This window comes from Brevundimonas mediterranea, assembly GCF_014196125.1.
Taxonomy (GTDB): domain Bacteria; phylum Pseudomonadota; class Alphaproteobacteria; order Caulobacterales; family Caulobacteraceae; genus Brevundimonas; species Brevundimonas mediterranea.
Genome location: NZ_JACIDA010000001.1, coordinates 1,240,823 through 1,253,995 on the forward strand (window position 1 = coordinate 1,240,823; position 13,173 = coordinate 1,253,995).

18 protein-coding genes are annotated in these 13,173 nt (G+C 67.1%); 9 read left to right on the forward strand and 9 right to left on the reverse strand.

Annotated features, from left to right (window positions below):
* Window positions 1–3 precede the first annotated feature (3 nt).
* The gene (locus tag GGR11_RS06190) at window positions 4–495 is read right to left on the reverse strand and encodes a winged helix-turn-helix transcriptional regulator (RefSeq protein WP_183195860.1); all 492 of its coding nucleotides are present in this window, start codon (window positions 493–495) and stop codon (window positions 4–6) included.
* A 179-nt stretch (window positions 496–674) separates the two neighbouring features.
* Between GGR11_RS06190 and GGR11_RS06195 the strand changes: the two genes are divergently transcribed.
* From GGR11_RS06195 to GGR11_RS06205, 3 genes are all read left to right on the forward strand, one after another.
* A complete protein-coding gene (locus GGR11_RS06195; RefSeq protein WP_183195861.1) occupies window positions 675–1,532 on the forward strand; it encodes an acyl-CoA thioesterase in 858 nt (285 codons plus the stop codon).
* Between the two features lie 67 nt (window positions 1,533–1,599).
* On the forward strand, window positions 1,600–1,875 hold the full coding sequence (locus GGR11_RS06200) for a hypothetical protein (protein WP_183195862.1): 276 nt from the start codon (window positions 1,600–1,602) through the stop codon (window positions 1,873–1,875).
* A gap of 61 nt (window positions 1,876–1,936) precedes the next feature.
* Window positions 1,937–2,629, forward strand: a complete 693-nt coding sequence (locus GGR11_RS06205) for an alpha/beta fold hydrolase (RefSeq protein ID WP_183195863.1) — start codon at window positions 1,937–1,939, stop codon at window positions 2,627–2,629.
* Here the strand turns inward: GGR11_RS06205 and GGR11_RS06210 are convergent.
* Genes GGR11_RS06210 through queC form a run of 3 tightly spaced genes read right to left on the reverse strand, consistent with a single transcriptional unit; the run spans window position 2,626 to window position 4,357 of the window.
* Window positions 2,626–2,994 (reverse strand): 6-pyruvoyl trahydropterin synthase family protein, encoded by a 369-nt coding sequence (locus tag GGR11_RS06210; RefSeq protein WP_183195864.1) that lies wholly within the window; start codon window positions 2,992–2,994, stop codon window positions 2,626–2,628. The two genes, GGR11_RS06205 and GGR11_RS06210, sit on opposite strands and share 4 nt — an antisense overlap.
* Entirely contained in the window at window positions 2,994–3,629 is a 636-nt protein-coding gene (gene queE / locus GGR11_RS06215; protein ID WP_183195865.1) for a 7-carboxy-7-deazaguanine synthase, read from the reverse strand. The genes GGR11_RS06210 and queE overlap by 1 nt, the downstream gene beginning before the upstream one ends.
* On the reverse strand, window positions 3,626–4,357 hold the full coding sequence (queC, locus tag GGR11_RS06220; RefSeq protein WP_183195866.1) for a 7-cyano-7-deazaguanine synthase QueC: 732 nt from the start codon (window positions 4,355–4,357) through the stop codon (window positions 3,626–3,628). Before queC ends, queE begins: the two co-directional genes overlap by 4 nt.
* A gap of 222 nt (window positions 4,358–4,579) precedes the next feature.
* Between queC and GGR11_RS06225 the strand changes: the two genes are divergently transcribed.
* Entirely contained in the window at window positions 4,580–6,238 is a 1,659-nt protein-coding gene (locus GGR11_RS06225; protein WP_183195867.1) for a response regulator, read from the forward strand.
* 18 nt (window positions 6,239–6,256) lie between these two features.
* On the opposite strand, the gene GGR11_RS06230 is transcribed toward GGR11_RS06225, so the two are convergent.
* Window positions 6,257–7,288 (reverse strand): ligase-associated DNA damage response exonuclease, encoded by a 1,032-nt coding sequence (locus GGR11_RS06230; RefSeq protein ID WP_183195868.1) that lies wholly within the window; start codon window positions 7,286–7,288, stop codon window positions 6,257–6,259.
* A gap of 80 nt (window positions 7,289–7,368) precedes the next feature.
* Between GGR11_RS06230 and GGR11_RS06235 the strand changes: the two genes are divergently transcribed.
* The 5 genes from GGR11_RS06235 (at window position 7,369) to GGR11_RS06255 (ending at window position 9,953) form a co-directional block, all read left to right on the forward strand.
* Window positions 7,369–7,839: a PaaI family thioesterase gene (locus tag GGR11_RS06235; protein ID WP_183195869.1), complete on the forward strand. Its 471-nt coding sequence runs from the start codon at window positions 7,369–7,371 to the stop codon at window positions 7,837–7,839.
* Window positions 7,836–8,228, forward strand: a complete 393-nt coding sequence (locus GGR11_RS06240) for a PaaI family thioesterase (RefSeq protein ID WP_183195870.1) — start codon at window positions 7,836–7,838, stop codon at window positions 8,226–8,228. The genes GGR11_RS06235 and GGR11_RS06240 overlap by 4 nt, the downstream gene beginning before the upstream one ends.
* Window positions 8,229–8,392: 164 nt before the next feature.
* Window positions 8,393–8,743 (forward strand): hypothetical protein, encoded by a 351-nt coding sequence (locus tag GGR11_RS06245; RefSeq protein ID WP_183195871.1) that lies wholly within the window; start codon window positions 8,393–8,395, stop codon window positions 8,741–8,743.
* An 88-nt stretch (window positions 8,744–8,831) separates the two neighbouring features.
* Entirely contained in the window at window positions 8,832–9,266 is a 435-nt protein-coding gene (locus GGR11_RS06250) for a hypothetical protein (protein ID WP_183195872.1), read from the forward strand.
* 51 nt (window positions 9,267–9,317) lie between these two features.
* Window positions 9,318–9,953 carry a S24 family peptidase gene (locus GGR11_RS06255; RefSeq protein ID WP_183195873.1) on the forward strand — a complete coding sequence of 212 codons (636 nt, stop codon included), beginning with the start codon at window positions 9,318–9,320 and terminating at the stop codon, window positions 9,951–9,953.
* A 131-nt stretch (window positions 9,954–10,084) separates the two neighbouring features.
* On the opposite strand, the gene GGR11_RS06260 is transcribed toward GGR11_RS06255, so the two are convergent.
* The 4 genes from GGR11_RS06260 to GGR11_RS06275 form a co-directional block, all read right to left on the reverse strand.
* Entirely contained in the window at window positions 10,085–10,555 is a 471-nt protein-coding gene (locus GGR11_RS06260) for an SH3 domain-containing protein (protein WP_183195874.1), read from the reverse strand.
* Window positions 10,556–10,644: 89 nt separating this feature from the next.
* Window positions 10,645–11,022: a hypothetical protein gene (locus tag GGR11_RS06265; RefSeq protein ID WP_183195875.1), complete on the reverse strand. Its 378-nt coding sequence runs from the start codon at window positions 11,020–11,022 to the stop codon at window positions 10,645–10,647.
* 59 nt (window positions 11,023–11,081) lie between these two features.
* A complete protein-coding gene (locus GGR11_RS06270; protein ID WP_183195876.1) occupies window positions 11,082–12,755 on the reverse strand; it encodes a lysine--tRNA ligase in 1,674 nt (557 codons plus the stop codon).
* Between the two features lie 55 nt (window positions 12,756–12,810).
* Window positions 12,811–13,155, reverse strand: a complete 345-nt coding sequence (locus GGR11_RS06275) for a RidA family protein (protein ID WP_183195877.1) — start codon at window positions 13,153–13,155, stop codon at window positions 12,811–12,813.
* Window positions 13,156–13,173 lie beyond the last annotated feature (18 nt).

The following is a 13,173-nucleotide window of genomic DNA, read 5'->3' on the forward strand; positions in this document are numbered from 1 at the left end:
CCCCTAAGCCGCCTCGTCCCTCGGCATCACATCCCCCACCGTCGGCCGGTTCTCCGCCCGCGTCAGCAGGATCTCCTTCGGCTTGACGATCTCGCCGCAGCAGCCGCAGGCGATGCGCGGCGTCAGGGTCTGGCCGCAGGTCGAGTGGACCATTTCGATGCCGCAGTCGGTCTCGCCATAGACGTGTTTGGCGCCCCAGCCGTGCAGGGTCACCAGAACCCCGTACAGATCCTTGCCCTTGGCGGTCAGCACATATTCGTTGCGCGGCGGACGTTCCGAATAGGGGCGCGGCTCCAGCACCCCGTGCTGGACCAGGCTTTTCAGACGCGCGGCCAGGACGTTGCGCGCCACGCCCAGATTGTCCTGCCACTGTTCGAATCGGCGCACCCCGTTGAAGGCGTCGCGGATGACCAGCAGGGTCCACGGATCACCGATCACCTCCAGCGTGGCGGCGATGGAGCAGCTTTGGCGGCTGTAGTCTGCGGTGCGTCCCATGCGACAAAAGTGACCTCGCGTCAGCCGCTTGGCAAGAGGGTTGCCAAACCGAACCCGCTAAGTCAGTCTTGTTTGACAACGGACTGACAAACCTCCCGGTTCGCCACCCTTGTTCCCGACTGGCGGAAGGCTCTCTTTTAGCCTTCCGCCTCTTCTTCGCCTGACGCAGGATCGCGCCCATGGCTCACATGACGACTCCCATTTCCCTCGACGCCGCCCTGGCCTTCCACACTTTGGACGACGGCGGCCTGTCGGCGCCCGTTCCCGGTCATTTCTCCAACGGCCCCTCGGGCCTGGCGCCGGAAAAGGGCTTCCCCTTCGGCGGCCTGCTGGCGGCCCTGTGCGCCCAGTCGATGCGTCAGGGCCTGTCCCTGACCGCGCCGCTGCGCACCCTGTCGGTCCAGTATCTGTCGGCCGCCAAGTTCGGTGATCAGGTCGCCTTTCGTCCGCGCCTGCTGCGCGGCGGCCGCAACGTCGTCTATGCGGCGGTCGAGGCCGAGCAGGACGGCCGCATGACCCATCACGCCACCGGCACCTATGGCCTGGACGGGGACACGCCGCCCCTCACCCCGCTTCATCTGCCGCCGCCCCCGCTGGACAGCCTGAACCCCGCCGCCACCATCCAGGGGCCGATGTCGCCCCACTTCGCCCAGCACGTCGAATACCGGTTCGACGGCGGCCCCAACATCCTGGGCGGCAATGCGGGCCGGCCGGTGATTGAGCGCACCTGGATGCGGATGGCCGATCGCCGCCCGCTGGACGAGGTCGGGCTCTGCTATCTGCTGGACGCCCTCTATCCCCCGGCCTGGACAGCCTCGTCCACGCCTGCGCCCATGACCACCGTCGATCTGCGCATCGACATCCTGACCGACCCGACGCCCGAAACAGCGCCCGAGGGCTGGGCCTTCTTCGAGTTCCGGATGCTGGACCTGGGCCTGGGCTGGACGGTGGACGAGGCGACCGCCTGGGGCGCGGACGGAACCCCGCTGGCGATCTCGCGACAGCGCCGCAAACTGCTCCCGCAACGGGGCGCGTGAGCCCGGCGACGGTCAGGCCCCGTTCACCATTAGGCTGTATCCTCGACATCTCACGAGAGAACCTCCGATGACCGACCGCCGCCCCCTGCGCGCCGCCGCCCTCCCCGTCCTTCTGGGCGCCGCGCTGATGCTCCAGGGCTGCGTCGTCGGCGCCGTGGTCGGCGGAACCGCCGCCGTCGTGGGCGGCACGGCCAAGGCCACCGGCGCGGTCGTCGGCGCCGGCTTCGACGCTGTCACCACCTCCGACGAGGAAACCCGCGCCCGCCGCGAACGCGAACAGCGCGACCACGAACGCGACCAACGTCGCTGCGAACAACGCCAGCGCCAGGGCAAGATCTGCTGATCGACTGAGGCAAGCCGCCTTCCCTTCAGCGGGCGAGAGAAAGCCGTGCTAATGTCGGGGCATGACCCCGACCCTCCTGATCCCCGGCCTCGTTTGCACGGCCGAACTGTTCGCGCCGCAGATTCCTGCCCTGTGGTCGCACGGCCCGGTTACCATCGCCTCGACGCTGGAGGGCGACACCATCGCCGGGATGGCCGCCGCCATCCTTCGCGACGCTCCGCCCCGCTTCGCCCTGGGCGGCCTGTCGATGGGCGGCTATGTGGCGCTGGAGATTCTGCGCCAGGCGCCGGAGCGGGTCGTGAAACTGGCCTTGCTCGACACCGCCGCCCGCCCCGATACGCCCGAACAGTCGACTCAGCGCCGCGCCCTGATCGCCCGAGTCGAGGCCGGCGAGCTGGAAGCCGTGCTGCGCCAGATCGCGCCCAACCTGCTGCACCCCGATCATCGCATGGACCAGCGCCTGATCGAGGTCCAGGTCCGCATGGGCCTGGCCGTCGGCGCCGCCGGCTTCGTGCGACAGCAAACCGCCATCATCGGCCGCATCGACTCGCGCCCGCGCCTAGCGGATATCAAGGTTCCGACCGTGATCCTGGTCGGCGACAAGGACGCCCTGACCCCGCCGGATCGTTCCGAAGAAATGGCCGCCGCCCTCCCTGACGCCCGACTGGTCGTCGTGCCCAACTGCGGCCACGCCTCGACGCTGGAGCAGCCCGAGGTGGTGACTGCGGCGCTGGTGGAGTGGTTGACCGCCTAGAGGCTCAGCACGCACCGCTCGTTGATCGTCGGCCGCGCCACCTGCACCCGGCAGAGGCCCGGCCATTGCGGCTTCAACGCCTTCACGAACCACAGGCACAGGTTCTCCAGGCTGGGCAGTTCCAGCCCCGCGTGCTCGTTCAGCATGCCGTGGTCCAGCTGTTCCGCCGCCGCCTTCAGCGCCCGGTCCAGCGCGCCCAGGTCGGCGACCCAGTTGTGCTCGGCGTCCAGGGTCTCGGAGCGGATGGTCGCCTCGACCGTGAAGGAGTGGCCGTGGACGCGGCGATAGATGCTGCCCTCGGGTTCGTTGGGGAAATGGTGGGCGGCGTCGAACGTCGCCTGTTTGGTGATTTCGAAGACGGGCATTAGCGGACGCCGATGTACTTGTGGGTCTGGACGCTGAGGCGCCACTGGGGATGGGTCAGGCAGTATTCGATGGCGGCGGCGGTGTTTTCCGCCTGGTCGGGACCGTCCATGGGCTGCAGCCAGAACCGTTCGAAATCCAGGTCTTCGAACCGCTCCGGCAGGGCCTTGGCCTGCGGATAGACCAGCTTCAGCTCCTGGCCCTTGATCTGGATCAGGCCTGTATCCGCCTTGGGACTGACGCAGATCCAGTCGATCCCGTCCGGCGCCGCCAGGGTGCCGTTGCTCTCTATGGCGATCTCGAAACCCCGCGCGTGCAGCGCCGCGATCAGCGACGGGTCCAGCTGCAACAGAGGCTCCCCGCCGGTGCAGACCACCAGTTTCGGATCCCCCGCCCGCCCCCGCCACATCGCCGCGACATGATCGGCCAACAGGTCCGCCGTGGCGAACTTGCCCCCGCCGTCCCCGTCCACGCCGACGAAGTCCGTGTCGCAGAAGCTGCAGACAGCGCTCGCCCGATCCTGCTCGCGCCCGCTCCACAGATTGCAGCCGGCGAAGCGCAGGAAGACCGCCGGCCGTCCCGCCTGTCCGCCCTCGCCCTGGACGGTCAAAAACACTTCCTTGGCCGAATAGGTCACGTCCTGGCGCCTTGGGACGCGACCCAGTCGTCATACCCCGCCGCGCGCAGTTCACAGGCCGGGCACTCGCCGCAGCCATAGCCCCAGACGTGCCGATGCGTCCGGTCGCCCAGATAACAGGTGTGGCTGTCCTCAATGATCAGTTCGACCAGCTTCTCCCCGCCGATCCGGTCGGCCAGTTCCCAGGTCTGCCCCTTGGTCAGCCACATCAGCGGGGTGTCAATCACTACGGGCTTGTCCAGACCCAGCGACAGGGCCCGCGCCATGGCTTCCATCGTTTCATGGCGACAGTCGGGATAGCCGGAATAGTCCGTCTCGCACATGCCGCCGACCAGCACCTCCAGCCCGCGCCGATCCGCCAGGGCCGCCGCCGCCACCAGGAAGATCAGGTTGCGCCCTGGCACAAAAGTCGTCGGCAGGCCGCGCGCGTCCATTTCGATCTTACGGTCGGCGGTCAGGGCGCTCTCGGCGATCCGACCATAGCCGGTCAGGTCCACCACATGATCGTCGCCCAGCCGGTCGGCCCATTGCGGCAGGGCCGTCTTGATCCCCGCACGCACGGCCTGGCGCGCCTCCATCTCGACCAGATGACGCTGGCCATAGTCGAAGCCGACCGTCTCCACCCGCTCGAACCGCTCCAGCGCCCAGGCGAGACAGGTCGCGCTGTCCTGCCCGCCGGAGAACAGAACCAGAGCCGATGTGGGGGTCTTTTCCAGGATGACGCTCATGACGAATCTGCGGTCGGCCGTTCGGCCGCGCGCATGCACAAAGGGATGGGGACCCATATGGGTCGGGGCGGCCTTCTACACCAGAGGGGCCGATGGCGCAAAATCCCGGTCGCGGGTCCGGACCTGACGCCGCATATCATCCACGAAACTTTTTGATCCGGCTTAACTAATCCGCAAGCGCTTCCGGTCAAGGTTGTCAGGGAGTAAGGAGTTCCAGGCAGTATGCCGATCATTGAGACCCTTTCAGAGCGGCCCGAGCCCATCGCCCCGTCCACGCTCGGCTGCGCCGTGCTTGCGCGTTTCGAGCGCGAGCCCGACACCCTGGTCATCCCGGTTGTCGAGAATGGCCGTCCCGTGGGTCTGGTCGAACGCACCGCCTTCCTTCAGAAAATCGCCGGCCGCTTCGGCCACGCCCTTTACGACAATCGCCCCATCAGTTTCGCCATGGACGCCGAACCTGCGGTCGTCGAAGGCGACACCCGGATCGACGCCTTCTCCGACATCATGTTGCGGGGCGGTCCCGCCGCCCTGCTGCGCGGCTTCATCGTCACCCGGAACGGCCGGTACCACGGGGTCGGGACAGCGGCGACCCTGCTCAAGGCCGCCACGGACCGCCAGCGTGAATACGACGCCCGGATGGCCGATCAGACCGCCATCCTCAACGACACCCGCGCCCAGGCCATCACTGCCGCCCGCGCCAAGAGCCAGTTCCTGGCCATCATGAGCCACGAACTGCGCACCCCGATGAACGGCGTGCTGGCCGTGGCCGAACTGCTGCGCCGCCAACCTCTGAACGAGGCGGCCCAGGCCCACGTCCAGACCATCGTCGATTCCTCCGAAAGCCTGCTGCGCATCCTTCAGGACGCGGTCGACCTGTCCAAGGCCGAGGCGGGCGAGCTCGAGCTGAATCCCATCGCCACCCCGCTCCGCGCCGTCATGGACGACGTCCAGTCCCTGTGGGAGCCGCGGGCGTCCCAGGACGGCGTGACCCTGATGGTCGGTTACGAGGGCGACACCGAACTGGCGGCCGTCATCGACGGCGTGCGGCTGAAACAGGTGTTCAACAACCTGATCGGCAACGCCCTGAAATTCGCGCGCAACGGCGTGGTCGAGGCCCGGCTCAAGGCCTGGGTCGAGGGCGACCAGATCCGCATGCAAGCCCGCGTCCGCGACGACGGCCCCGGCCTGGACGCAGACCGCGTCGATTCCGTCTTCGAACCCTTTGTGCACGGCTCGGGTCCTGACGGGGCCGGCCTGGGCCTGTCGATCTGCCGTCAAGTGGTCGACCGCATGGGCGGGCGCATCTGGGCCGAGAACAACCAGGGCCGCGGCGCCACCTTCGCCTTCGACCTGACCGCGCGCCGCGCCGTGGTCGAGGTCGAGCCTCCGTCGAACGTGTCGGACCTGTCCGAGCTGAACCTCCAGTCCGCCCCGCACATCCTGATCGTCGACGACAACGCGACCAACCGCGTGGTGGCCCAGGCCCTGTGCGAAATGTTCGGCTGCAGCTCGGAACTGGCCGAAGACGGGATCGAGGCGCTCCAGGCCGTTCAGGAAAACCGCTACGACCTGATCCTGATGGATATCAAGATGCCGCGCATGGACGGCGTCCAGGCCACCCAGGCCATCCGCGCCCTGGACGGTCCCGTCAGCCGCATTCCCATCGTCGCCCTCACCGCCAACGCCGATCCGGAAGACGCCAAACACTATCTGTCCATCGGCATGGCCGCCGTGGTCGAGAAGCCGATCAAGCCCGAACGCTTGCGCATGGCGATGAACGCCGCCCTCTCGACGACCCAGGCCGCCGCCGCCGATGAGAATGGCGACGGCGATGGTGAGGACGCCCGGGCTCCAAGGCGCCGCGCCGCCCGTCGCGCCTGACGCGCTTCAGGCCCAGGCTCAGTCTGGCCGGACCTCCAGCGCCTCCTCATCCTCCTCGTCATAGCCCACGAGGCGCAACGCCCGCGCCTTCTGACCGTTCAGCTCGGCCCATCGCAGCAGCCCCTCCTCGCGACCGTGGGTGATCCAGATCTCGTCGGGCTTCAGCTCTTCGAAGGTGGCGACCAGCTCGCCCCAGTCTGCGTGATCCGACACCACCAGCGGCAGTTCCACGCCGCGCTGTCGCGCCCGCGCCCGCACCCCCATCCAGCCGGAGGCAAAGGCCGTCACCGGATCGGCGAAACTGCGGGCCCACCGATCCTGGATGGCCGACGGCGGCGCGATCACCACCTCGCCGCCCAAGGCGCCCTTGCCCAAACCTCGCGCCGGCAGGACCGGCCCCAGGTCGATCCCCTCGCGTTCATACAGGGCGTTCAGCCGCTCCATGGCGCCGTGGACATAGATCGGCCGTTCCCATCCCGCCTCGCGCAGGCTCACGATAATCCGCTGCGCCTTGCCCAAGGCGTAGGCGCCGACCAGATGGGCGCGTTCCGGAAACTGACCCAGCGACCGGACCAGCCGTCCGATCTCCTCCTCGGTCGGCGGATGGCGGAACACCGGCAGGCCGAAGGTCGCCTCCGAGATGAAGACATGACAGGGCGTCGGCTCGAACGCCGGGCAGGTCGGGTCGCGCCGGCGCTTGTAGTCGCCCGACACCACCATGGTCAGGCCCTTCCACCTCGCCTCGACCTGGGCCGAGCCCAGCACATGGCCGGCCGGGACCAGCCGCAGGTCCACGCCGTTGACTGCGGCGGCCTCGCCATACTCCACAGCCCGCATCTGCCCCGCGAACTCGGCGCCATAGCGTTCGGCCATGATGGCCAGGGTCTGGCGTGTCGCCAACACCACGCCGTGCCCGGCCCGCGCATGATCCGAATGGCCGTGGGTGATCACCGCCCGATCCACCGGCCTCACCGGATCGACGTAGAAGTCGCCCGGCGGGCAATACAGGCCGGCGGGCGTGGGGTGCAGCAGGTCTTCGGGGCGGATCATGGGACCGTAACGCTCTCGACGCCGTCGGGTCCCCCCTCCATACAGAAGACGATCATCGGCTTCACGGGCGTTCCTTTCGCATGCAAGACAGTTTCGTCGACACCATCCTGCCCCAGCTCGCGACGGGGTCCGCCCACACCAGCGCGCTAGGCTTCGTCTTCGACGGCCTGTACGAGGGCGATCCCCGCATTCGCGTGCCCTGGCGGCCCGATCTGGTCGGCGATCCGGACACCGGCGTCCTGGCCGGCGGCCTCGTGACCACCCTGCTGGACCACATCGGCGGCCTGGCGGTCTGGACGGCCATGGCCGAGTTTCAGCCCATCGCCACCCTGGATCTGCGGGTGGACTATATGCGCGCCGCCCATCCGCGCGTGGACCTGCTGGCCCAGGGGAAATGCTACCGGCTGACGCCGACCATCGCCTTCGTCCGGGCCTGGGCCTTTGAGGAAGACCCTTCCGACCCGGTCGCGGCGGCTCAGTCCGCCTATGTGCTGAACCGCGCGCGCCCCGCCCGGGAAAAGACGGCCGCCAGCCGTGAGGCCACGGCATGAGCGACCTTCTCGAACGCATCCCCTACGCCCGCTTCCTGAACCTTCAGACCCTGGTCAGCGGCGACGAGATCACCGTCATCCTGCCCTTCGCCGACCGGCTGATCGGCAATCCCATGCTGCCGGCCCTGCACGGCGGTTCGACGGCGGCCCTACTGGAAATGACGGCCATGGCCCAGGTCGCCCTGGCCTTCCCCAGCCCGCGCCTGCCCCGCCCGATCAATGTCACCGTCGCCTATCTGCGCACCGGCCGCCCGGTCGACGTCTTCGCCCGCGCCAGCATCAGCCGCGCTGGCCGGCGCGTCGCCCATGTCCAGGCCGAGGCCTGGCAGGAAGCCCGCAACCAGCCCATCGCCTCCCTGACCGCCCATTTCCTGCTGGACAATCCCTAAGCCTTTCAGCGGCTTCGGGCGGACAAAGACAGAAGTGGCATACCGTTCGTCGAACAATCGACGCTAAAGACGCCCACGATCCTCACGGTTAACAAGACTCTACCAAGCAAGGTTAATCCATGTTAAGCTTGCACCTCTTGTAAACCTTGTTTTAGGGGCTTTCTATGGAACGGACCGAAGTCATCGCCAGCGTCGCCGGCGATCTCCACGCGACCGAACACGCGATCGACGCCGCCATCACCCAGGCGACGACGCTGGTTCAATCCTTCATCGGCGCCCGCGCCGCTCTGTCCCTTTCGCCCGTCGCCGCCACGGCGTCGCAGGCCAAGGCCATGGAAACCATCGCCGCCCTCGCCGCCGCCCGCGAGTCCATCGTCGCCTGCCACGCTGAACTCCAGAAGGATCACCGCCGCCTGGGCTACGGCGCCTACGCAGTTGGGCCAATCGGCAAGCCCGATGACTGGCTCGACCCCAAGGAGACTCGCCGCATCTCCCACCTACGCAATGTTGCGTGAAATTAATTCAAGATTAGCCGTTTCCATATTGGCTTAACGCAAACTGCGCCATAATCGTCCTCAGACTTTCGTCTGGGGGCGATTTCTTATGGTGAACATGCTTTACGCTCAGATCGGCGCTATTTTCGTCGTGACGATCTGTCTGTTCGCGTTTCTCAAAGGCGACAATCCTGAGCGAGCGGGGGCCGCCGCCTATATAGTGGGATGGTTTTCGTCCCTCATTCTTCAGCAGCAGTCACCTCAGTATTCCCTGTATGGCGTGTTTATATTAGACGTGCTGATGTTGGCAATTCTGTGTGTAATATCATGGCGTTCACGCCGATCCTGGCCAATCTGGGCAGCGGCGCTTCAGTTATTGGCAGTAACAAGCCATGTCATGATCCTCACCAATACGAAAACGCCGATCGCTTCACTCTACACGATCCTAAACTTGACCGGTTACGGCGTCCTAATCTGCATCGGCGTCGGCGCCTTCTGGGCTTGGCAGGAGCGCAAGGTTGAGGCCGAGTTTGCGTCTAGGTAGAAATTCCTAATCTCATCCCCTATAATTCCCCGACTCAGTCGCGGGAACCCCATGCCCCTGTCACACGCAAAGCTTTGGAAGGCCGTGGACGCCCTGGCGCGGCGCGAGGGGTTGTCGCCGTCGGGGCTGGCGCGGCGGGCAGGGCTGGATGCGACCAGTTTCAATCCGTCCAAACGCTTCGGCGCCGGTGATCCGCCGCGTCCCCGCTGGCCCTCGACCGAGAGCATGACCCTGATCCTCCAGGCGACCGGCGTCTCCCTGGCCGAGTTCGCCGGCCTGGCCGACGACGCGCCGCCGACGTCCACGACCGTGCCCCTGCTGGGCCTGGCCCGCGCCGGCCTGGACGGCTTCTTTGACGATGCAGGCCTGCCGGTCGGCGACGGCTGGGATCAGACCGAACTGCCCCGCGTCAACGCCACCACCTTCAGCCTGCGCATCAGCGGGGATTCCATGTCGCCCCTGTATCGCGAGGGCGACCGCGTCATCGTCGACCGCGGCGACCCCGCTGTGCGGCGCGGCGACCGGGTCGTGGCGCGCCTCGCCTCGGGCGAGGTGGTGGCCAAGGAGCTGAGCGGTCTGACCGCCCGCGCCGCCACCCTGTCCTCGATCAACCCCGACTATCCGCCCCGAATCGTGCCCCGGCGTGAGATCGAATGGATGGCCCGCATCCTGTGGGTCAGCCAATAGAAAGCCCCGCCCGGCGAACCGGACGGGGCTCGGCTCAAACGGCGAACCGTGAGCCTTCGACTGTCCCGACGGCGGAACCGGACGGGGCGTGAGCAGCCCGCCGCCGAAAACAGTCTTTCCGGAGGCGAACCTTAGCGGGTCACGTAATTCGCATTGACCCAACCGCCGCCGGCGATCTGGATCCAGTCGCCTTGCGAGGCGACGGCCGTGAATTGTTGACCGGCCGACAGGCTGCCCGCCTGGCGGAAGCCGGTGCCGGGACCGCTGCGGATGCGCAGGTTCGTGCCGGCGCGATAGGTGTTGGCGTTGGCCTGGGCGGCCGCGCGGGTGCGTTGCTGATTGCAGCCGATATAGGACCCGGCCGCCGCGCCGGCTCCGGCGCCGACCACGGTCCCGGCCGTGCGCTCATTGCGCGCCAGGTTCGAGCCGACCACGCCGCCGACAACGGCGCCGATCAGGGCGCCCGCGCGCTGGCGACCGCCGGGGGCGTCGCAGTTGGTCACGCCATTGGCCTGGGCCTGGGCGGCCATGGGGGCGGCGGTCACCAGGGCGGCCAACGCCGCAGCCGTGGCCAGACCCGTCTTCAGAAACTTGTTCGACATAACTCTATCTCCTGTCATCGGGCTTGCCGATGAGGAGACAATGCCCGGCCGAACCTGAAGGCTCCCGGAGCTTCGCCGTTATTTTCGGTTCATCTTAAGGGTCGCAGGCCGCGTCGGCGTTCGATCAATCGGCGCGCCGCCTCGGTGTCGCGCTCAATCAGGTGTTTGCGGCGCGCGAACTGGAAGTCCAGCACCCGCGCCCACAGGTGCAGCAGCCGGTCCTGAGTGACGAAGACCGTGATTGCCTCCACCTCAGGCGGCGGACCCCAAGCTTCGGCCAGTTTCGAAAGATGATCCACCGTCGCATCGTCGGGCATGGGCTGGCACTCGACGATCCAGTCCCAACTGCACAGCTCCGGCCGCGCCGTAATCAGCGCCACCGTCGCCGTCAGCACCTTGTCTGCGGATCCGGCCGAGACCAGGTCCAACCACAGAAGCCGCGCCTGTTCGTCGATCTCGTACCGCACGTCGCCTCCCCGGCCACGCCCACATACCATCGCGTTACAGTTAAGAAATGTTACTTAAGTCAAGCTTGCGTCAGTTCGCCGCGCGCCCCGGCCTCGATCAGGGCGATGGTCTGCGGCAGGCCGTAAATGGCCGCGAACGAACCGAAGCGCGGCCCCTGCGACGCGCCCAGCAGCACCTCGTACAGCGCCCCGAACCAGGCCCTCAGCGGCTCGAACTCATGCGCCTTGCCCACCGCATAGACCTCGTTCTGAATCAGCTCGCCGTCCGTGGTGTCCGCCGGCAGGGCCTTCAGCCGCTCCGCCAGATCCAGCAGCGCCGCCTTCTCCTTGTCGTGGGGCAGGCGATACGCCTTCGAGGGCTTCACGAAGTCCTCGTAATAGTTCAGCGCCCGGTCCATCAGCTGGTCCAGCAGCGGCTCGTTCTGCGGCGTCGCCTCGGGCAGATATTTGGCGAAATAGGCCCACAGCTGGTCCTTGGTCGAGGCGTTGGCCACCCCAACCAGGTTCAGCAGCAGGGCGAACGACACCGGCGAGGTATGGGTCGGCGGGTTCCCCGCATGGATCGACCAGACGGCGTTGTCGATGCGCTTGGCCGGCTCCTGCGTCTTGTAGCTTTCGATGAAGGCCAGATAATCGTCGATGGCGCGCGGAATGACGTTGAAGTGCAGGCTCTTGGCCGACTTCGGCGACTGGAACATGTACCAGCTCAGGCTCTCCGGCGTGCCGTAGCGCAGCCATTCGTCCATCGTCAGGCCGTTGCCCTTGGACTTGGAGATCTTCTTGCCCTCGATATCCAGGAACAGTTCATAGTTGAACCCTTCCGGCGGCGTCCCGCCCAGGGCGCGACAGATCTTGCCGCTCTCGCGGACGCTCTCGATCAGGTCCTTGCCCGACATCTCGTAATCGACGTCCAGTGCGACCCAGCGCATGGCCCAGTCCGGCTTCCACTGCAGCTTCACATGACCGCCCGTGACCGGCAGCTCGGTGCGTCCGCCGGCCGGGTCGTCGAAGACGATGGTCCCCTTCTCGACATTCCGCTCCAGGGTCGGGACCTGCAGCACATGGCCGGTGATCGGGCTGACCGGCAGGAAGGGCGAATAGGTCGCCCGCCGCTCTTCGCCCAGGGTCGGCAGCATGATGGCCATGACCGCGTCGAACCGCTCCAGCAGGGTCAGCAGCGTCGCATCGAAGACGCCGGACCTGTAGGTCTCGGTCGAGCTCATGAACTCGTAGTCGAAGCCGAACCCGTCCAGAAACGCCCGCAGCCGCGCATTATTGTGCGCCCCGAAACTGTCGTGCGTGCCGAACGGATCGCGCACCCGGGTCAGCGACAGGTTCAGGTCCTCGCGCAGCATCTCCGGGTTCGGCACGCCTTCCGGCACCTTCCTCAACCCGTCCATGTCGTCGCTGAAGGCGATCAGTCGCGTGCGCCAGTGGTCGCCGGTCAGCGCCCGGAAGGCGTTGCGCACCATGGTGGTCCGCGCCACCTCGCCGAAGGTGCCCATGTGCGGCAGGCCCGACGGCCCATATCCGGTCTCCAGCACCACCGGCCGGCGCAGGGCCTCGAACTTCGCCAGGGCCTCGTCGGCCTTGCCTGCGTCGATCAGCGCCCGCGCCTCGGCCCGCTCGCTCTCGCCCAGCCGCTTTTTCAGAACATGGGCGAGCAGATTGCGGGCTTGTTCGAACGGCCAGGACTTGGCCTCACGGGCGAGGATTTCGAGGTTCTGAAGCATGTCGGCGGTTTGCAGTCTGCAAACCGCCGGGTCAACCGCCTTATCCCCCGCCCCGTCAGCCCCTGGCGGCGATGACGATCACCTCGACCTTGTAGTCCGGCGAGGCCAGCCGGCTCTCGCCCGTGGCGCGGGCCGGCGGATTGGCCGTATCGACCCAGGCGTCCCAGACGCTGTTCATCGCGTCGAAATCGGCGATGTCGGCCAGCCAGATCTGGGCCATCAGGATCTTGGACTTGTCGCTGCCCGCCTGGGCCAGCAGGGCGTCGACCTCGGCCAGCGCCGTCTTCGTCTGGGCGATCACATCATCGCCGGGCTCTCCGACCTGGCCGGCCAGATAGACGGTGTCGCCGTGAACCACGGCTTCGCTCATACGAGCGCTGGGCTGGATGCGGGTGATCATGGGAGGGCTCCTGATTAT